This window comes from Oceanospirillum multiglobuliferum (assembly GCF_900167095.1).
Taxonomy (GTDB): domain Bacteria; phylum Pseudomonadota; class Gammaproteobacteria; order Pseudomonadales; family Halomonadaceae; genus Oceanospirillum; species Oceanospirillum multiglobuliferum.
In genome coordinates this window covers 104,496-122,296 of record NZ_FUXG01000004.1, presented here as the reverse complement: position 1 = coordinate 122,296, position 17,801 = coordinate 104,496, and the positions used below count along the sequence as shown (strand labels likewise).

Annotated in this window: 19 protein-coding genes; 9 read left to right on the top strand and 10 right to left on the bottom strand. The window is 44.8% G+C overall.

What is annotated here, in order from left to right; translation table 11 throughout:
- The first annotated feature begins 50 nt into the window (after nucleotides 1–50).
- Together B5D26_RS04390 and B5D26_RS04385 are read left to right on the top strand one after the other, a co-directional pair.
- Nucleotides 51–893, top strand: a complete 843-nt coding sequence (locus tag B5D26_RS04390) for an RMD1 family protein (protein ID WP_078744480.1) — start codon at nucleotides 51–53, stop codon at nucleotides 891–893.
- A 393-nt stretch (nucleotides 894–1,286) separates the two neighbouring features.
- The gene (locus B5D26_RS04385; protein ID WP_078744479.1) at nucleotides 1,287–1,451 is read left to right on the top strand and encodes a DUF2986 domain-containing protein; all 165 of its coding nucleotides are present in this window, start codon (nucleotides 1,287–1,289) and stop codon (nucleotides 1,449–1,451) included.
- Between the two features lie 46 nt (nucleotides 1,452–1,497).
- Here B5D26_RS04385 and B5D26_RS04380 read toward each other — a convergent pair whose 3' ends face one another.
- Nucleotides 1,498–2,349 (bottom strand): PA4780 family RIO1-like protein kinase, encoded by an 852-nt coding sequence (locus B5D26_RS04380; protein ID WP_078744478.1) that lies wholly within the window; start codon nucleotides 2,347–2,349, stop codon nucleotides 1,498–1,500.
- Between the two features lie 386 nt (nucleotides 2,350–2,735).
- Between B5D26_RS04380 and megL the strand changes: the two genes are divergently transcribed.
- Nucleotides 2,736–3,941: a methionine gamma-lyase gene (gene megL / locus B5D26_RS04375; protein WP_078744477.1), complete on the top strand. Its 1,206-nt coding sequence runs from the start codon at nucleotides 2,736–2,738 to the stop codon at nucleotides 3,939–3,941.
- Between the two features lie 77 nt (nucleotides 3,942–4,018).
- Here megL and paaE read toward each other — a convergent pair whose 3' ends face one another.
- The 5 genes from paaE to paaA form a co-directional block, all read right to left on the bottom strand.
- Nucleotides 4,019–5,116, bottom strand: a complete 1,098-nt coding sequence (gene paaE / locus B5D26_RS04370; protein ID WP_078744476.1) for a 1,2-phenylacetyl-CoA epoxidase subunit PaaE — start codon at nucleotides 5,114–5,116, stop codon at nucleotides 4,019–4,021.
- A 50-nt stretch (nucleotides 5,117–5,166) separates the two neighbouring features.
- The gene (paaD, locus tag B5D26_RS04365) at nucleotides 5,167–5,706 is read right to left on the bottom strand and encodes a 1,2-phenylacetyl-CoA epoxidase subunit PaaD (RefSeq protein ID WP_078744475.1); all 540 of its coding nucleotides are present in this window, start codon (nucleotides 5,704–5,706) and stop codon (nucleotides 5,167–5,169) included.
- Nucleotides 5,707–5,767: 61 nt separating this feature from the next.
- Complete coding sequence (paaC, locus tag B5D26_RS04360) at nucleotides 5,768–6,532, bottom strand: 1,2-phenylacetyl-CoA epoxidase subunit PaaC (RefSeq protein ID WP_078744474.1); 765 nt, start codon at nucleotides 6,530–6,532, stop codon at nucleotides 5,768–5,770.
- 36 nt (nucleotides 6,533–6,568) lie between these two features.
- Nucleotides 6,569–6,859 (bottom strand): 1,2-phenylacetyl-CoA epoxidase subunit PaaB, encoded by a 291-nt coding sequence (paaB, locus tag B5D26_RS04355; RefSeq protein WP_078744473.1) that lies wholly within the window; start codon nucleotides 6,857–6,859, stop codon nucleotides 6,569–6,571.
- Nucleotides 6,860–6,873: 14 nt separating this feature from the next.
- Nucleotides 6,874–7,815 carry a 1,2-phenylacetyl-CoA epoxidase subunit PaaA gene (paaA, locus tag B5D26_RS04350; protein WP_078744472.1) on the bottom strand — a complete coding sequence of 314 codons (942 nt, stop codon included), beginning with the start codon at nucleotides 7,813–7,815 and terminating at the stop codon, nucleotides 6,874–6,876.
- A 428-nt stretch (nucleotides 7,816–8,243) separates the two neighbouring features.
- Between paaA and B5D26_RS04345 the strand changes: the two genes are divergently transcribed.
- The 3 genes from B5D26_RS04345 (at nucleotide 8,244) to B5D26_RS04335 (ending at nucleotide 11,247) form a co-directional block, all read left to right on the top strand.
- Nucleotides 8,244–8,810, top strand: a complete 567-nt coding sequence (locus B5D26_RS04345; protein WP_234985182.1) for a cytochrome c3 family protein — start codon at nucleotides 8,244–8,246, stop codon at nucleotides 8,808–8,810.
- Nucleotides 8,811–8,844: 34 nt separating this feature from the next.
- Nucleotides 8,845–10,188, top strand: coding sequence for a multiheme c-type cytochrome (locus tag B5D26_RS04340; RefSeq protein WP_169917379.1), 1,344 nt, complete (start codon nucleotides 8,845–8,847; stop codon nucleotides 10,186–10,188).
- A 249-nt stretch (nucleotides 10,189–10,437) separates the two neighbouring features.
- Nucleotides 10,438–11,247 carry a substrate-binding periplasmic protein gene (locus tag B5D26_RS04335; RefSeq protein WP_078744470.1) on the top strand — a complete coding sequence of 270 codons (810 nt, stop codon included), beginning with the start codon at nucleotides 10,438–10,440 and terminating at the stop codon, nucleotides 11,245–11,247.
- Nucleotides 11,248–11,378: 131 nt separating this feature from the next.
- On the opposite strand, the gene B5D26_RS04330 is transcribed toward B5D26_RS04335, so the two are convergent.
- Nucleotides 11,379–12,314 (bottom strand): chemotaxis protein CheV, encoded by a 936-nt coding sequence (locus B5D26_RS04330; RefSeq protein WP_078744469.1) that lies wholly within the window; start codon nucleotides 12,312–12,314, stop codon nucleotides 11,379–11,381.
- Nucleotides 12,315–12,428: 114 nt separating this feature from the next.
- On the opposite strand from B5D26_RS04330, the gene B5D26_RS04325 reads away from it, so the two are divergent.
- Genes B5D26_RS04325 through B5D26_RS04315 form a run of 3 tightly spaced genes read left to right on the top strand, consistent with a single transcriptional unit; the run spans nucleotide 12,429 to nucleotide 14,363 of the window.
- Nucleotides 12,429–13,256, top strand: coding sequence for a TatD family hydrolase (locus B5D26_RS04325; RefSeq protein WP_078744468.1), 828 nt, complete (start codon nucleotides 12,429–12,431; stop codon nucleotides 13,254–13,256).
- Nucleotides 13,257–13,285: 29 nt separating this feature from the next.
- Nucleotides 13,286–13,801 carry a hypothetical protein gene (locus B5D26_RS04320; protein ID WP_078744467.1) on the top strand — a complete coding sequence of 172 codons (516 nt, stop codon included), beginning with the start codon at nucleotides 13,286–13,288 and terminating at the stop codon, nucleotides 13,799–13,801.
- Between the two features lie 55 nt (nucleotides 13,802–13,856).
- Nucleotides 13,857–14,363: a DUF4442 domain-containing protein gene (locus B5D26_RS04315; protein ID WP_078744466.1), complete on the top strand. Its 507-nt coding sequence runs from the start codon at nucleotides 13,857–13,859 to the stop codon at nucleotides 14,361–14,363.
- Between the two features lie 22 nt (nucleotides 14,364–14,385).
- On the opposite strand, the gene B5D26_RS04310 is transcribed toward B5D26_RS04315, so the two are convergent.
- The 3 genes from B5D26_RS04310 to B5D26_RS04300 all read right to left on the bottom strand — a co-directional run bounded on the left by B5D26_RS04310 (nucleotide 14,386) and on the right by B5D26_RS04300 (nucleotide 17,738).
- Nucleotides 14,386–15,456 carry an ABC transporter ATP-binding protein gene (locus tag B5D26_RS04310; RefSeq protein WP_078744465.1) on the bottom strand — a complete coding sequence of 357 codons (1,071 nt, stop codon included), beginning with the start codon at nucleotides 15,454–15,456 and terminating at the stop codon, nucleotides 14,386–14,388.
- 106 nt (nucleotides 15,457–15,562) lie between these two features.
- Nucleotides 15,563–16,477 carry an ornithine carbamoyltransferase gene (argF, locus tag B5D26_RS04305; RefSeq protein WP_078744464.1) on the bottom strand — a complete coding sequence of 305 codons (915 nt, stop codon included), beginning with the start codon at nucleotides 16,475–16,477 and terminating at the stop codon, nucleotides 15,563–15,565.
- A gap of 76 nt (nucleotides 16,478–16,553) precedes the next feature.
- Nucleotides 16,554–17,738 (bottom strand): aspartate aminotransferase family protein, encoded by a 1,185-nt coding sequence (locus B5D26_RS04300; RefSeq protein ID WP_078744463.1) that lies wholly within the window; start codon nucleotides 17,736–17,738, stop codon nucleotides 16,554–16,556.
- Nucleotides 17,739–17,801: the final 63 nt, after the last annotated feature.

Sequence of the window (17,801 nt, the reverse complement as noted above, 5' to 3'; positions counted from 1 at the left end):
ACATTAGAGTAATCGACTAGCCGCACTACTGTGTCTTTTAGGAATGGATCATGTCATCTGAATTGGCTGTTTTAAATGAAGTCATACCCACCGATTTTTCGCACTTCCAAACCAGCTGTCGAGCAATAGGTATTGCAGAATCCATCAATATGATGGAGCTGAGACCTGTGCTGGAAAGTCGCTATCGCTTAACCCTTTATCGAGATTTAATTTGTGCTGAAGCAGGTGAAGGCGAAGCTTTTATTTTTCCTTTCGGTGTTATTGTGCTGTGGGGGTTAGGCTACGACGCAACCGCAAAGTTACTTGACGAGATAAAACCTCATTGCGGCACTTTATTAACCCCCTCTAATGAGGACCACTTTCAGTTTGAGCTGGGACAACCGCAGTTTAGAGTGAGCAATGATACATTTATCCTCTCCACTGGAGATGTCTTAGAAAAAATGGCGGTATCACATGCTCTCGCACAGTCCGTTAAACTGATGCAATTTGAAGGTTCAACTGCACAAATTTTAGCGGATACAGCTTACTTACCAAAACAGATCAAAAATACTGGCCACACCTCTTTGAGTCGTAAAGAGATTGCCAAGATGCGGGGGCAACTACATATCCATCGTATGGATATCAATTTGCGGTATGATCTGCTAGATACACCTGAAGTATTTTGGGAGTATGTTGAAGTTGAGCCAATTTATAAGACATTGGCGAATTATTTAGAGATATCACAGCGTATTTTAGTCCTGAATAAACGCCTAGAGGTGCTACATGAGCTATTTGACATGTTGGCAGATGAACAAAACCACCGCCACTCATCAAACTTAGAGTGGATTGTAATTTGGTTGATTGCAGTCGAAGTGATCATCTTTTTTGTACATGATTTATTGGGCTGGGTATAACGACTCAGTACCAAAGTATTCAGCTTTGATCACATTTGACTGTATTTTAATGCCTGTGGAGCTTCATCAAAACCAACAGCTTGGTCAAGCTGTTGGTTTTTGCTCGATATTCTTGTTTCGGCTTTAGTACTGATGGTGAGCAGATTAATGATTTACATGTGAATCAGACTTGCATCGGCATCATGACTTGCACTATTTCTTGCCGTAGTGAAGTGGGGAAAGGGTGTTGTTTTGAGATCAACTTTCCATTGTAACGCAATGCTAAAAGACTATTTTGCAGGTAAGGCTGGCAGCTAAACTTAGTGTTTCGTTCTAGTCTGCTATTTTTGGTAATTGATCCTTATAGTCTATACAATCAGCGCTTCATAATTACTGAATGCAATTGGTATCGTAATGAACCGAAAAAAGAAGATTAATCAGATTCTGAAAGCCCGTGCCAAAAAAGCTAATGCCAAATTGGTCGGTAATAATAAAGAGCGCTATATCTCGAAAGCAGAACGGGAAAAGTTAGCAGCAGAGTCATCTGGTGACGTCTCTACTGCTTCTGAAAGTGAGTGAACACTACTAAAACGATTTTATGGCGCGGTGTATACTGGCAGAGGAATTAGAACTCCTCTGCTTCTCTAACCGATTGACGAAAGGCTTCCTCAGCAAGTACGGCTTTAATCTCCTCTAAAACTGAATCAACATTCGCTACTTCATCTTCTTCGGTAAACTCTCCTGTCAGCTCGGTATCAGGATTGATCTCCCCTGCTTCAAATAATGCCCACATCTCTTTTGCATATTGTGTTTTTGCTAAATGTGGAGCAAATTGACTGTAATAAGTGGTAATGGCACTAACATCCCGTGACAGCATCCATTTAGCATGGTTGTTTGCGGCTGCATCAATGGCCTGTGGTAAATCAATAATGACTGGACCATATTCATCAACCAGTACATTAAACTCGGAAAGGTCACCATGAACTAAGCCTGCACACAGCATCAGCCAGATGTAATGCATCATCAATGCATGATCTTCTTCGGCTTGCTCTACAGACATAGACACATCGTTTAAGCGAGGCGCAACTTGCCCTGATTCATCGGTGATTAACTCCATCAGTAATACACCATCGAAGCAGCCAAAAGGTACAGGCACACGCACCCCCGCATCAGCTAACCGATATAAGGCATTTACTTCCGCATTTTGCCACTCAGCTTCTTGTTGATCGCGGCCAAACTTAGTGCCTTTTTCCATTGCGCGAGCTCGACGCCCGCTACGTACTTTTCGGCCCTCTTGATATAACGTAGCTTTTTTAAAGCTGCGTTTACTGGCTTCTTTATAGACCTTGGCGCAACGGATCTCGTCTCCGCACCGCACAACATAAACTGCTGCTTCTTTTCCGCTCATCAGCGGGCGAATGACCTCATCTATAAGGCCGTCTTCAACCAAAGGTTGGATTCTTTTCGGAGTTTTCATGGATCCTCATGACCTTCCCTTCACAGATTAATCCCTGCCAAGTCGGTTAGCCTTGTTTAACTCAATGATTATTCACAGTTGTACAAATTCAAATGCCAGCCAATTACAGAAGATCAATTGACGGTTGCACATCATAAAGACAATCACCATACCACATCAACACTGGGATACGTTTCAGTCACGCTTTAAGCTGATAAATATGTATTTTAATCTGCGTTAGAAGGTGTTGCTAAGAAAGCTGGCTTTTTTTTGTCATTATTCGGAATTATTGAGTGATTGTAATCAAATTGGTCTGTTTTGGGCTTTTTGATTGGTGCAAAAGTCCAAGCCAATTGCACTAATCTTTAAATAAGGTAATCACACAATAATAAAACTACAGGTGAGTTATGAAAAACATCAGTTCAAAAGCCCCTAAAGCAGCTTTTTCAACACGGGCAATCCACTCTGGCTATGATTCTGATACAGAGAATGGTGCATTAACGCCGCCTATTTATATGACTTCAACCTTTGCCTTCGATTCTGCTGAGCAAGGCGGTGCACGTTTTGCTGGTGAAGAAGAGGGGCCTATCTATTCTCGTTTGGGTAATCCGACACAATCTATTTTGGAAACTCGACTAGCTGACTTAGAAGAGGGAGAGGCTGCACTTGCTACGGCTTCTGGTATGGGAGCTATTAGTGCTGCCTTCTGGACGCTACTTGCGGCAGGTGATCATATTGTTGCGGATAAGACTCTTTATGGTTGTACTTTTGCACTAATAGAGCACGGCCTGAAAAAGTTCGGCATTGAGGTGTCTTATGTTGACTGTTGCAATGTAGAGGAAATAACGGCTGCTTTAAACGAAAATACAAAGTTGGTGTACTTTGAGTCGCCTGTTAACCCTAATCTAAGGGTAATGGATATCCAAAAAATTAGTGATGAAGTACATCGCTTTAACTCAGAAATTAAAGTGATTGTTGACAACACCTATTGCACACCTGCTATTCAGCAACCTTTGATGCTGGGAGCTGACCTAGTCGTTCACTCTGCTACCAAGTACTTAGGTGGTCATGGCGACCTGATTGCGGGGGCTGTGGTTGGTGATGCAGAAACAATTCAGCGTATTCGTTTTGAAGGTTTAAAAGATATGACGGGGGCAGTGATTGCACCTATGACGGCATTTCTAATTATGCGAGGCCTTAAAACGCTTGAACTGAGAATGCAGCGTCATAGTGAAACCGCCTTAATTATTGCAGAGCGTTTACAGCAGCACCCTGCTGTTGAAGTCACATATTACCCTGGCTTACCAACTGATCCTTATTATGATTTGGCAAAGCAGCAGATGAGCCTTTCCGGTGGCATGCTGGCATTTGAGCTGAAAGGTGGCCTAGAGGCAGGAAAAAGCTTCATGAATAAGCTACAGATGATCAAACGAGCGGTAAGCCTAGGTGATGCTGAAACTTTGTGCCAGCATCCAGCCAGTATGACTCATTCAACCTATACTCCTGAACAGCGTTTGGCTCACGGCGTATCAGAAGGTTTAGTACGTTTGTCCATTGGTTTAGAAGGTGTTGAGGATATTTGGCAAGATATTGAAAGAGGATTATTAGCGTAGCAGCTAACGTTTTTGGGTCGTAGTCACATAAAGGCTTGAGTTTAACTCAAGCCTTTATGCTTAGGTTTTCTGAGCGACTAACGCTGATCGAAGTCCAATACCACTTCATCAGTAATTGGGTGAGCCTGACAGCTCAACACGTAGCCGGCATCAATTTCGTGCTTTTCAAGGCCATGAGAGATATCCATCTCCACTTCACCTTTAACCAGCTTACACTTACAAGTGGAGCAAACGCCCCCTTTGCAGGAGTAAGGTAGATCCATACCCGCATCCAAGCCCGCATCAAGAATGTTCTGGCCCACAGTGGCCAAATCAAACATCACTGAACGGCCATCTGCAATCACGGTGACTTTACTGGTCTTATCTTCGCCATACTGGGCTACACGCGCTTGCGCTTTCTCAAGCGTGGCTTGAGCATCAGATGATGAGCTGGCGAACAGTTCATAGTGAATCTGATCTTCGCCCAGACCTTCCATACGGAAACCACGAGACACTTCTGTCATCATCGCTTCTGGGCCGCAAATGAAGGCTTCATCAGTGCTCTTAATATCAATCAGGCCGGCTTTTTGTAAAGCATAGCCTTTCTTGTTATCAATACGACCATTCAGCAGATCGGCACCTTGGTCTTCATAATCCATTACGTTAATCCACTGGAAGCGGCTCATGTAACGGTTTTTGATGAAGTTCAGCTCATCTTTGAACATCACAGTGTTGCTGCGCTGGTTACCATAGATCAAGGTCACCTTGCTATTAGGTTCAATATCCAGCACTGATTTCATGATAGAAATCATCGGCGTGATACCAGAACCCGCTGCAATGCACATGTAGTTTTTAGCGTTAACAGCATTCAGTTCACTATAAAAGCTACCTTGTGGCGGCATCACTTCAACAGACATGCCCGGTTTAAACTGGTCATTGGCGTAGTTTGAAAACTTACCGCCGTCAACACGTTTAATACCCACACGCATATGACCATCATTAACGCCTGAGCAGATTGAGTAAGAGCGACGAACATCTTCGCCATCAATCATTGCACGCAAGGTTAAAAACTGGCCTTGGATAAACTTGAATTTGCTTGTCAGTTCTTCCGGAACCGCGAAGCTAACACAAATTGCGGTGTCCGTTTCCGGTTGCACATCCGCAATTTTCAGTGTGTAAAACTGGGTGTCAGACATGGTGTCACCTATATCTTTTATATTTTTTGAAGCACTAAGGCGATCCGCGCTTAGATCTTCTTAAAGTAATCAAACGGCTCGTTGCAATCGTTGCACTGGAACAAAGCCTTACAGGCTGTTGAGCCAAACTCGCTAATCCGTCTTGTATTACGAGAACGACAATGTGGGCACTGAGCATGCGCATCTGGCGTTAAGCCATCTTCGTCAAGTTCAGCATCCTCAGGTGGCGCAATGCCGTAGTTGCGTAGCTTACGGCGACCTTCCTGAGTCATCCACTCAGAACTCCAAGCAGGCGCCAGTTCGGTTTTGATTTGTACTTGATCAAAACCAGCGTCCTTCAGCGTTTGAGTGATGTCGTCTGCCATTGTGTTCATCGCAGGGCAGCCTGAGTACGTGGGCGTAATGGTGACAATCACCTGCTCACCATCACGCTCAATATTGCGCAACACACCCAAGTCCCACAAAGTCAAGACGGGAACTTCTGGATCTGTGACGGCATCCAAAAGATCCCAAAGCGCTTTGACACGGTCATCATTGCGCTGTTGTAGACGCTCATATTGCTCAACGGGCATCAGCGGGATTTCTGTCATTGACTCATTACCTATGGATTCACGATTACGGATTACAACCTCTGCTCACAATCGAGCAGTGTTACCACTTACAACCTGGGAATGAACGATGCACGATCTGCATCTCAGTCAACATATGGCCTAAGTTTTCAGTGTGGTAACCCACGCGACCACCGCGTACTGCCCAGTCATCGGCAGGTACAGTCAGAGTCGCTTCCGTTAGGATTTCGGTGACTTTCGCCAACCAAGCACCGCGCAGCTTTGAAACATCAACTGCGATGCCTGCGTCAGCTAACATCTGCTCTGTTTCATCCATATCGAACAGCTCATGGGTGTAACCCCACAGCGCGTCGACCGCTTTCTGTGTGCGCTTATGGCTCTCTTCAGTGCCATCACCAAGGCGCAGTACCCAGTCACGGCTACGGCGTAGGTGGTATTTGGTTTCTTTGATCGCTTTCGCAGCAATTGCCGATAAAGTCTCATCTTTTGACTGCAACAGTTCTGGCAACACATAGGTGTAATACACATCTGCAAACAGTTGGCGCACCTGAGAGTAAGCGAAGTCACCTTTCGGCATCTCCATTAACAGCAGGTTGCGGTATTCGCGATCATTACGCATATAGGCGAAGTCGTCTTCATCGCGACCATCATTCGCCAGCTCTGCTGCATAGGTGTAGAACATGCGCGCACGGCCAATATAGTCGAGAGAGACGTTGCCATAGGCAATATCTTCTTCTAGAAATGGGCCATAGCTGATCCATTCTGAAATGCGGTGACCCAGTACCACTGAGTCATCACCCAAGCGGGTGGCGTATTCAAGCGTTGCCGCTTTAATTGCTTCACTCATTATTTTCACTCCTAACCTCAATTAAAAACCGCTGTATTACATGTTGTTTACAGGGTCAGGTAGGACGTAATAAGTGGCATGACGATATGGCTTGTCATCGTTTGGATCATAGAAGCAATCTGCATCATCTTCTTGTGAGGCGCAGATATCAGAAGACTTGATCACCCAAATGCTCACACCTTCGCTGCGGCGAGTGTAGCAATCACGCGCATACTCTAGGGCTTGCTCATGATCTTCAGCGTGAAGGCTACCAACGTGCTTGTGATCAAGACCACGCTTTGAACGGACAAACACTTCAAATAGTTCTAATTTTTCAGTAACAGACATCTTTGTTCTCCCCTTTACGCTGCTTGTTGAGCTTTTTTCGCTCTTTTCTTTTCGTTATATGCAGTGATGGCATCACGTACCCACTCACCTTCGTCATGAGCGGCAATATGGTGTTCAATGCGCTGGCGGTTGCAGTGGCCGTTGCCATTGATCACGCTCCAGAACTCATCCCAGTTCAGGTCTGAACTGTCATAGTGACCACGGGCTTCGTTCCATTTGATCGCTTGATCAGGGTGATCCAGACCCAGTACCTCAATTTGCTTAACGGTTTGATCAACAAACTTCTGACGCAAGTCATCGTTGGTTTCACGCTTGATCTTCCACTCCATCGACTTTTGCGAGTGTGCCGAGTCAGAGTCATGTGGGCCAAACATCATCAGCGCAGGCCAGTAGAAGCGGTTCAATGCATCCTGTGCCATCGCTTTTTGCTCAGGAGAACCTTTGGCCAAGGCCAACATTGCTTCGTAACCCTGACGCTGGTGAAAAGACTCTTCTTTACAAATACGAATCATGCCGCGTGAATATGGGCCATAAGAGGTGCGTTGCAGTGAAACCTGGTTAACAATTGCAGCACCGTCTACCAACCAACCGATTGCAGCAATGTCTGCCCAAGTCAATACAGGATAGTTGAAAATAGAGGAGTACTTCGCCTTACCGCTTTGCAGTTGCTCGATCATCTCTGAGCGCGAGATACCCAGTGTTTCTGCTGCACTGTAAAGATAAAGACCGTGTCCGGCTTCATCCTGTACCTTAGAGATCAGTACCGCTTTACGGCGTAGAGAAGGTGCACGAGTAATGTAGTTACCTTCTGGTTGCATACCAATCACTTCAGAGTGCGCATGCTGAGAAATCTGACGAATCAGATTCTTGCGGTAAGCATCAGGCATCCAGTCTTTCGGTTCGATCTTTTCTTCCGCTTCGATCTTACGCATGAAATTCTGTTCTTCGGGCGTCATATCTATGCTCTCCGATCTTTTATTATAATCTGCCAAGCCATGTCACTGATTCAGATAAATCTGATGACAGTTTTGTATCATGCTGTTAGCAGGTTGCAGCAAATCTGTTAATTGAGACAACACCCACCGAAAGCAGGTGTACCCTTTACTATATAATAGGCAGTATCAGCAAATTGTGATGACTTTTGCTATCAAAGGCTCGCCATTATATGACACCAATTAAAAAAACAAAACATTAATCATGTATCGCTTTATATAAGCGAGACGACATCCAATCGAAAATCATGTGAATGTTTCGAATTAAAATGCCAAAACATAGACCTTGGTCTAGAAAAAGATATTTTTTCGAGCGCAAAAATGAACTTTTCTGGCGAAAGTTAAAGCATAACGCTACTCTTTGCGGGTATACCCACAAAGGGAGTATTGTTTTGAATAGACGTAGAAAAAACAGAGGCCTACGCTCTCTTATCATGTTGGCAACCGTTCTATCTGCCATCGGCTTAGGTGTTGTTTTGAGCTGGATGGGCACTGACTATGCCTTGCACGCCACATCAGACCAAGCCTTTTGCGGCAGCTGCCACAGCATGAAACCCATGCAAGCCTCATTTCTAGAAGACATTCACGGCGGACGATCAACAAAAGGCGTGCAAGCCCTCTGTACAGATTGCCATCTCCCCCAAGACAACTATGTTAATTATCTCTATATGAAAGCTAAAAATGGTGCTTGGGATGTATGGAAAGAATATGTACTGGGAGCAGAAGACGTTGACTGGATTGCAAAGTTAGAACATGCCAATCGCTATGTTTACGACTCTGGCTGCCTGAAATGCCACAACAACTTACAGACAGGTTCTGAGCTCAACAATAAACAATTTGTCGCTCACAAACCTTATTTCCAAGGCACTACCGAAAAATCTTGTGTCGATTGCCATCAAGTCGGTCATCACGATATGAAGCGACATCTGGCAATGGCTCGCGAGAAAAACTCTCAGTGATTGGATGGGATAAAATGATGACAAAGGGGTTAATATGTTAATTACAAAGCATTTGATCAGGTATAGCCTGATGTTTGTGCTGATGCTGCTGATCGCAATCACCAGCAATGCAGCCAAAGCAGAAGAACCTGCGGCAAAAGGCATCGACTTAAGCCAAGTGAAGACGCTTAACTTTAAGCGTGGTTTAAGTGAAGAGGATAAAGCCTGTATTAGCTGCCACCAAAAAGAGCAGCCAGGCATTGTGGCCGACTGGAAAGACAGCCGCCATAGCCATGTGGGCGTAGGCTGTAATGACTGTCACCAAGCCAGAAAAGGCGAGCCTGATGCCCAGTTACACAACAAAGGCGACCTGAAAAACGTTTATATCTCTCCACTGGTTTCCCCTGCAACCTGCGGCCGTTGCCACTCTCAGGAACAGGAGCAATTTAACAAAAGTGGCCACTTCCGCTCTTATCATCAGATTATCCCTAAAGATAGTCTACATGCTTTAGTGAAGTTTCATGAGGGACGCAATAATAAAGAACTGGGCAACGCACCAGATGAAACGGGCTGCATGCAATGCCACGGCACAAAGATCAAGCTGGATGCCGAAGGCAAACCTGATCCAACCACTTGGCCAAACGCAGGTATGGGTAACATTTATCCCGATGGCTCAACAGGCAACTGTGCGGCGTGTCATACTCGTCACAAGTTCTCAATTGCTGAGGCTCGTAAGCCTGCGGCCTGTGCGTCTTGCCACTTAGGCCCAGACCATCCGGATATTGAGGTGTTCAACAATAGTAAACATGGCCACGTATTCAATGCTGATGGCAATAACTGGAAGTGGGACTCACCTTCTGATGGATGGGAGCCGGGTGATTACCGAGCACCTACTTGCGCGACTTGCCACATGAGTGGCATCGGTGAGCTGAGCACTACCCACAATATCAGTGAGCGCCTGTATTGGAACTTGTGGGCAAAAGAGTCAAAAGTGCGCAACTCAGACGATGTGATGAGCCCGCTTCTTGGTAATGGCGTTGAAGGTCGTAAAAAAATGGAGCAAGTTTGCAGCTCCTGTCACAGCAGCACCCATACAACTGGCTTCTTCAAACAAGGCGACAAAGCAGTCAAGCTGTATAATGTGGAGTACTACGCACCTGCGCAGAAAATGCTGGATGAGCTGAAAGAAAAAGGCTTACTAAAAGATAATCCTTGGACAGATGAGTTCCAGATCACGTTCTACCACTTATGGCACCACGAAGGACGTCGTGCGCGTCATGGTGCAATGATGGGAGCGCCGGACTATGCCCACTGGCATGGCTTCTTCGAATTGCAGCAAGATTTGTACAAACTGCAAGCCATTCATAAGCAACGCCTTGAAACAGGTAAAATAGAATAGTTTCTGTTTTATCAAGCAAACTGCCCTCGTGTAAGAGGGCGGTTTGATAGCTATTCTGAAAAGTTTAGTATGCGTATCGTAAGTACAGGCCGCAAAATTCAAACCAAGGTTGTAGCCCCCCTTTTTTAACTCGCTGAGCTGTTTTCGGTACAATATGTTAAAATTTGCTAGTATTCTGTAATCAAAATCTGTTTATAGTCATCTAATACCGCTTATAAATTTTGGCAGCCTAAATGGGAGGGAACTCCAATGGTGAAGAGCAAAGGCTTAGACTCACTGGTCAAATTTCTCGGCATTCTTCTACTGACGATAGTTTCAATGCAAAGCTTGGCTGGCACTCCTTTAAAGCTAAATTTAGCTGGGCCAAAGTTCGCTCCTTACTATTATGCAGATGCAGATGGTAAGCCCTCTGGTGAGTTGGTTCGGCTTTATGCTTTAATTGTTGAGCACGCTGGCTTTGGATGGGATGGCGCTATTATTCCCGCAAAAAGAGTGATGAAAGCCCTAACCGATGGGATGTACGACAGCAGTATTTTGGTGAAAAACCCCTTGCTAGAAGCATCTGGTACGATACTGTCTAGCCCCGTCCCAGTATCGGAAATGATTCTGAACTTGTATTCGCATCAAGTCCAAAAGCAGTCTCTAACAAAAGAAAGTTTGTTAGGCAAAAAAGTTGTCGTAATGAGGGGTTATGGCTACGGAGGGCTTAGATCTTGGTTGGATCATAATCAGGATAAGCTTGTTATGATTGAAGTGGATAGTTTTAGTAGTGCCATTAGAATGTTAGAGGCTAATCGCGCTGATTATGCTTTGCTCTATGATGTTAATTTCGCTGCGGGTGAAAAAGAGTTGGGGCGCAGTGCAAAAGCGGTTAACTCGTACACGCTAGAGCGCGTTCCTCTTTATTTCCATATTAATAGCCAGCAAATCCCTAATGCCCAGCAGGTGATGAATAAGCTGATGGCAAGCTATCAAAGCTTGGTGTCATTAGGTGTATTAGCGGCTGCTTCTAATCTTCCTGATCAAGTCGTAAAAGCAAGTGGAGTACAACCTCAATAAATGTGCGGGGTTGTGTCTATGGAAAGTGTGCACTAATTTTCAACAGCAGTCTCTGCTGTCAGCAACATTGGTTTATACAGCAAAACCCCAGCTTTTTAACTGGGGTTTTTGATCTGGTATTAAGCTTGCGACTACTCGATGCCCTGTACATCGGCAATGCGACGACTGACAACTTCAAATAATTGTTTGGGCTGGAATTTAGACAAGAAATCATCGCAGCCTACTTTTTGTACCATCGCCTTGTTAAAACTGCCGCTTAATGAAGTATGCAGAACAATAAATAGATCCTTCAGACGTGGGTCTTCACGAATTTCACGCGTTAAACGATAGCCATCCATTTCTGGCATTTCAGCATCGGTAATTAACATTAACAGCTTTCTTGGAACGTCTTCACCTGCATCAGCCCATGCCTTCAGCTTGTCAAGTCCTTCACGGCCATCACGTGATTCATGGATGGTAATGCCCAGCTGACTCAAGGTTTCTTTTACTTGGCTGCGCGCAGTAGATGAATCATCTACCATCAATATTTCCATATCCTTAGCGGCATTTAGAATACGGTCATCCATGCTTTCTGTATCAAGTGTAATTGTATAGGGTGATATTTCAGCTAGCACCTTCTCGACATCAATAATCTCAACAATTTGATCATCTACACGAGTGATTGCCGTTAAATAGTGAGAACGCCCTGTGGTGCGTGGTGGTGGCATAATTTGATCCCAGTTCATATTGATGATGCGATCAACGCCACCCACCAAAAATGCCTGAATCGAATTATTGTACTCAGTCACAATCAAGTTACTGTTTTCTGTTGGCTTAAGTGCAGGCATACCGATAGCCTGACTCAAGTTGATAACAGTCACAGTCTGTCCACGCAAATGCGTTACACCAACAACGTAGGGATGATGATGAGGAAGATTAGACAAAGCAGGAAGGCGCATCACTTCCTGAATTTTAAATACGTTAATGGCAAAAAGCTGCCCTGTGAGCAAACGGAACATCAGCAGCTCTAGGCGGTTTTCACCTACTAGCTGGGTTCGAGAATCTACACTTGCTAATACCCCTGCCATGGGTCGCTCCAATCTTGATGTTATCGAAATGAGGCTTTCGCCACAGTTACACTTCCTTCCGAAAGACAATAGTAGTTAAATTTGACGGCTTTTTCTATCAGGATTCCAACTCAAATGTCTGTAAATACACAAAATCAGCTATTAATCGCTCCCGCGCCACTTGTGGATATTGGTGTCAACTTAACTAACTCTCGTTTTTCCCATCAATTAGATGAAGTGCTAACACGTGCGCAACAGGCTCAGGTTAAAACGCTAATTGTAACAGGCACTTCCGTAGAAGAGTCAGAAGCCGCGCAAGTCTTGTGTGAGAAATATCCTGGGCAGCTTTATTTCACTGCAGGTGTACACCCTCATGACAGTAGTCAATTTCAAAAAAGTACATATCAAACCTTATTTAATCTTGCTCAAGATAAATCTTGTGTAGCCATCGGTGAAACAGGGCTAGATTTTAATCGCAATTTTTCAACACCTGAGCAACAAGTTAATGCTTTTGAACGTCAAATTGAGTTGGCTGTTGAACTGAAAAAGCCGATGTTTCTACATGAGCGTGATGCGTTTTCCAAGCAGTCTGAGATACTTAGGTATTATCGCGACAATATTGTTGACGCTGTGATTCATTGTTTTACTGGGGATCAAAAAGCGTTGTTTGGCTATTTAGATTTAGACTGTTATATCGGTATAACAGGTTGGGTCTGTGACGAGCGTCGAGGATTAGAGTTGCAGCAGTTGGTAAAAAATATTCCAACGGCACGCTTAATGCTAGAAACTGATGCCCCTTATTTATTACCACGCAATATGCAACCCAAACCGAAGAGTCGCAGTAACGAGCCAGCCTACTTACCTTGGGTGTTAAAGCAAATGAGTCAGTGCTTAAATCAAGATGAGTTATCTTTAGCGCAACAGACCAGTGATAATGCCCAGCGCTTTTTCCGCTTACCTTAAATCTGACACTTAAAATAAAGAGAGATCATATGAGTCAATTTCCAATTTTTCTGGATTTTGAATGTAGTAGTCCTGATGAAGATGGTTTTCCAATCGCCGTGAGTTGGAGTCTGCCAGATGGGCAAGTTAAAAGTACCTTGATTTGTCCAGAAGACCACTGGCTAGAATACGAAAGCAGTAGCTTTGATGACCATCATCTCGATATTGATGACTTAATGCTACATGGTGTAAGTGCCTTAGAGGTAATTAGAGAGTTACAAGCCGATATTGACAGTGATGTGGTTTACGTTGATGGCTTAGGTGAAGATGAACACTGGTTAGATAAGCTCTATCATGCTTATCAGATGGAGCCTCAGTTTGCCTTGGAGCCTGCTTATAGCCTTTATGAGATGCCAAGCGAAGACTGGATACACCTGAAGCAGGAGTGGCTTGAACATCACGGCTTAGATCAATACCAATCAGAAGCTAATGTTGTAGCGATGCTGCACCTGCATCAAGGGGTGGATGGCTTTAAAAATAATCTAGATTTTGAAACGGACGTTTGATTTTTGCTGCCTTAATCGTCATTATCTCTAGTATATTTAGTCTAGGGTACTGTCAATGAAGTTAAAAGCTGCACTCTTAAAATGGGGAATCTCCCTTTGGCCACCTTTGTTAGGCGCGGGTGTAAAGGTTGAGCGTTTAGATGCTGATTTTAGAGTTGCCCGTGTACGTATGAAGCTGCGCTGGTATAACCGAAACTACGTAGGTGTGCATTATGGCGGGTCACTCTATTCAATGACTGATCCGTTTTATATGCTGATGTTGTCTGAATCTTTGGGCAAGGGTTATGTGGTGTGGGATAAGGCTGCACATATTGAATATGTAAAACCTGGTCGCTCAACGGTGTGGGCAGATTTTCAAATTACACCAGAACTGCTGGCTCAGATTAAAGATAAAACAGCTAATGGAGAAAAGTATCTGCCAGAGTTTGAAGTGTTGATTCGAGATAACAACGATGAAGTGGTTGCGAGAGTCATGCGCACTTTATATATCAGGCGTAAGCGAGCCAGTACAGTGGTGAGCGCTCAGACGTCAGAGCAAGGTAAAATGCTGACATCTGAGTAGCGTGAGAAAATGGCAATGTAGATTAACGAGCCAGTGATGCGCAAGACTCGTCTTTTTTAAACAAAATAAGATGGTCTGCTTTCATTTCAATGCAAACTTGTTCACCAATGCTGTACTCAGCATGGCTGTTAAACATTGATTCAACAATCTGTCCTGAGGGTAGTCGTAGGCGATACAAAGTGGCAGACCCTGCAAAGGTGTGCTGTTCTACGGTCGCTTTGATGTGCCCTTGAGGGTTTTCGATAATGTCGTCAGGACGCAATAGTACATCTACTTCAGTGCCTTCAGGCCAAGGATAGGCTCTGTTCCCTTCAAATAAACCGACCTCTGTTTCTACTTTATGGTGTTCTTTTAAAACGCCGGGAACAAAGTAGCCTTGCCCGACAAAGTTAGCAACAAAGCGGTTGCGTGGCTCATGATATAGATTAAAAGGTGTATCCCACTGTTGTAGGCGGCCCTGATTGAGTACCCCTACGTAATCTGCCATGGCGAAAGCCTCAGTTTGATCATGAGTTACCAGTACAGCGCTAATATTCAGCGCTTTCAATATGCGGCGTACTTCTAAACCTAGGTGCTTACGCAGCTCAAAATCAAGATTAGAGAAAGGCTCATCAAGTAGAATAAGCTGAGGTCTAGGGGCTAAGGCACGTGCTAAGGCGACCCGCTGCTGTTGACCGCCTGAGAGTTCATGGGGGTATCGCTCTGCTAGCTCCTGCATATTGACCAGCTCTAGCATCTCATGCACACGCTTTTTCTTGTCGCTGTCAGACAACTTGCGTAATCCAAAGCCTATGTTGTCTGCAATGGAAAGGTGCGGAAATAATGCATAGTCCTGAAATACCATGCCCACTTGGCGCTGTTCTGGTTGCAGCATCATAGAAGGTGAGGAGATTAGCTCACCATTTAGCTTAATCTGCCCAGCGTAAACCTGATCAAAGCCTGCAATAGTGCGTAGTAGGGTTGTTTTGCCACAGCCACTAGGGCCTAACAAACAGCAGATATCGCCTTGGTTTAAAGCGAAGGAGATATCTTGGGTAATAACGAGTTGGTCATAACGGCACTCTATGCCGTCAACTTGTAATAATGCACTCATAATTGAAACGCTGCCTGAAAATAAAAACCCAATGACTGAAAAATACAGGGCTTAAAAAGCAAAAAGCCCAGTGGTCAGACTGGGCCGAAGCACAAAAGTTTAGTGTTTATGAGTCTACTTTACCCAATAACAAAAATTCCATCAGTGCTTTTTGTACGTGTAAACGGTTACCCGCTTCCTGCCATGCTACTGCGCGAGGATCGTCTAGCATATCTTCACTGATCTCTTCTCCACGGTGAGCGGGTAAGCAGTGCATGAACAGTGCATCTTCTGAGGCTGTATCCATCAGGGCTGGACTGACTTGATAGCCTTTGAAGGCTTTAAAACGTGCTTGCTGCTCTTCTTCCATGCCCATTGATGCCCACACGTCAGTTGATACAAGGTGAGCGCCTTTTATCGCTTCTTCTGGAGTGCGATACAGGCTGATTCGATCTTTAGCCTCTTCCATCAGACTCGCCATAGGCTCATAACCTTCTGGGCAGGCGATATTTAGATGAAAATCAAACTGCTGTGCAGCATTAATGTAAGAGTTGCACATATTATTGCCATCACCCACCCAAGCTACGGTTTTGCCTTGAATGCTACCGCGTAACTCAATAAAGGTTTGAATGTCAGCAATTAACTGACATGGGTGATAGTCATCGGTTAGCGCATTAATCACAGGGATGCTGGAGTACTCTGCAAAACGCTCAACCAAGGCATGTTCGAAGGTACGAATCATTACAATATCGACCATCTCAGATAGTACTCGTGCGCTGTCTTCAACAGGCTCGCCACGACCCAATTGGGTGTCTCGTGGTGATAAAAAGATAGCGCTGCCACCTAACTGTGCAATGCCTGCTTCAAAAGAGACACGGGTACGGGTTGAGGCTTTCTCAAAGATCATACCTAACACTTTGTTCTTTAGAGGCTCGTATATCTTGCCTGCTTTGTGTTCCTTCTTAATGGTGATTGCCCGTTCTATTACGTAATGTAGTTCGTCAGGGGTAAAGTCTAATAGGGTTAAAAAATGTCTTGCCATGAGCTTTGTTCCAGTAATCGGTTGGGAACACCTGATCCTTTGGCGTTCGCTTTACAACAGCTGGTGAATCGGAAATTTATTGTGAACTTGCTGAATACGCAAAAATAAGCGCACTGACACGCTCAATAATCTGGTCGGCTTCAGACTTGTTGATCGTGAGCGGAGGTAATAGTCGAATAACATTACCTGCCGTTACGTTGATCAAAATTTGTGCCTCTAGTGCTTGGGCTACTATGGCACTACACTCTGTTTTTAGCTCTATGCCTAGCATCAAGCCTTTGCCACGAATATCAACAACTTGATCGCAGTTAGCTAATGCCTCTGCAAAACCATTCCGTAAGTATTGCCCCATTTTGGCGGCATTCTCGGGAAGTTTCTCTTCAACTAAAGTTTTAACTACAGCTTCGGCAACAAAGCAGCCTAGCGGATTGCCGCCATAGGTTGAGCCATGACTGCCAGGCTGAAATAGCGCTGCGGCTTTGCCTTGGGCTAGGCAAGCCCCAATAGGGAAGCCATTGCCTAAACCTTTAGCCGTTGTCACTACATCAGGTTTTATGCCTGATTGCTGATAGGCAAAATAAGTACCAGTGCGACCATTGCCCGTTTGAATCTCATCTAGAATCATCAGCAGGTCATGCTTATCGCAAAGTGCACGTAACAACGGTAGATATTGATCGTCAAGACTTGCTAGACCACCTTCGCCTTGCACGGGTTCTACCATAACAGCCACAATATTTTTATTGTTACGCAGTATGGACTCAACTGCTTGAATATCATTGAAGCGTGCACGTGCAAACCCTTGTACTAAGGGCTCAAAGCCTGCTTGCACTTTGCGGTTGCCCGTTGCTGTCAATGTTGCAATGGTGCGGCCATGAAAGGCATTTTCCATCACAATCACTGTTGGTAGCTCAATGCCTTTATGTTTACCATGAAGGCGAGCCAGCTTTATTGCTGCTTCATTAGCTTCTGCGCCAGAGTTAGAGAAAAATACTCGGTCCATACCTGATATCTGGCATAGTCGTTCGCCCAATGTTTCCTGTGCGGGTATTCGGTACAGGTTAGATGTGTGCATCACTCGTGCAGCTTGCTCACAAATTGCTTGGGTTACGGCTGGGTGTGCATGCCCTAAGCCACAAACAGCGACACCGCTTACGGCATCTAGATACTGTTTGCCTGCTTCGTCATACAACCAAGCGCCTTTCCCATGGGTAAATGCCACAGGAAGACGGCCATAGGTGTTCATCAGGTGTTGACCAGTCATTATCCTCACGTCCCTAAAACACAAAACGGCAGCGAAACGCTGCCGATAATGAGGGTTAAAAGA

What these genes read in the sequence shown, in the direction of transcription:
- B5D26_RS04390 (WP_078744480.1), top strand. Translation starts at nt 51, where the DNA reads ATGTCATCTGAATTGGCTGTTTTAAATGAAGTCATACCCACCGATTTT.
- B5D26_RS04385 (WP_078744479.1), top strand. Translation starts at nt 1,287, where the DNA reads ATGAACCGAAAAAAGAAGATTAATCAGATTCTGAAAGCCCGTGCCAAA.
- B5D26_RS04380 (WP_078744478.1), bottom strand. Translation starts at nt 2,349, where the DNA reads ATGAAAACTCCGAAAAGAATCCAACCTTTGGTTGAAGACGGCCTTATA.
- megL (WP_078744477.1), top strand. Translation starts at nt 2,736, where the DNA reads ATGAAAAACATCAGTTCAAAAGCCCCTAAAGCAGCTTTTTCAACACGG.
- paaE (WP_078744476.1), bottom strand. Translation starts at nt 5,116, where the DNA reads ATGTCTGACACCCAGTTTTACACACTGAAAATTGCGGATGTGCAACCG.
- paaD (WP_078744475.1), bottom strand. Translation starts at nt 5,706, where the DNA reads ATGACAGAAATCCCGCTGATGCCCGTTGAGCAATATGAGCGTCTACAA.
- paaC (WP_078744474.1), bottom strand. Translation starts at nt 6,532, where the DNA reads ATGAGTGAAGCAATTAAAGCGGCAACGCTTGAATACGCCACCCGCTTG.
- paaB (WP_078744473.1), bottom strand. Translation starts at nt 6,859, where the DNA reads ATGTCTGTTACTGAAAAATTAGAACTATTTGAAGTGTTTGTCCGTTCA.
- paaA (WP_078744472.1), bottom strand. Translation starts at nt 7,815, where the DNA reads ATGACGCCCGAAGAACAGAATTTCATGCGTAAGATCGAAGCGGAAGAA.
- B5D26_RS04340 (WP_169917379.1), top strand. Translation starts at nt 8,845, where the DNA reads ATGTTAATTACAAAGCATTTGATCAGGTATAGCCTGATGTTTGTGCTG.
- B5D26_RS04335 (WP_078744470.1), top strand. Translation starts at nt 10,438, where the DNA reads ATGGTGAAGAGCAAAGGCTTAGACTCACTGGTCAAATTTCTCGGCATT.
- B5D26_RS04330 (WP_078744469.1), bottom strand. Translation starts at nt 12,314, where the DNA reads ATGGCAGGGGTATTAGCAAGTGTAGATTCTCGAACCCAGCTAGTAGGT.
- B5D26_RS04325 (WP_078744468.1), top strand. Translation starts at nt 12,429, where the DNA reads ATGTCTGTAAATACACAAAATCAGCTATTAATCGCTCCCGCGCCACTT.
- B5D26_RS04320 (WP_078744467.1), top strand. Translation starts at nt 13,286, where the DNA reads ATGAGTCAATTTCCAATTTTTCTGGATTTTGAATGTAGTAGTCCTGAT.
- B5D26_RS04315 (WP_078744466.1), top strand. Translation starts at nt 13,857, where the DNA reads ATGAAGTTAAAAGCTGCACTCTTAAAATGGGGAATCTCCCTTTGGCCA.
- B5D26_RS04310 (WP_078744465.1), bottom strand. Translation starts at nt 15,456, where the DNA reads ATGAGTGCATTATTACAAGTTGACGGCATAGAGTGCCGTTATGACCAA.
- argF (WP_078744464.1), bottom strand. Translation starts at nt 16,477, where the DNA reads ATGGCAAGACATTTTTTAACCCTATTAGACTTTACCCCTGACGAACTA.
- B5D26_RS04300 (WP_078744463.1), bottom strand. Translation starts at nt 17,738, where the DNA reads ATGACTGGTCAACACCTGATGAACACCTATGGCCGTCTTCCTGTGGCA.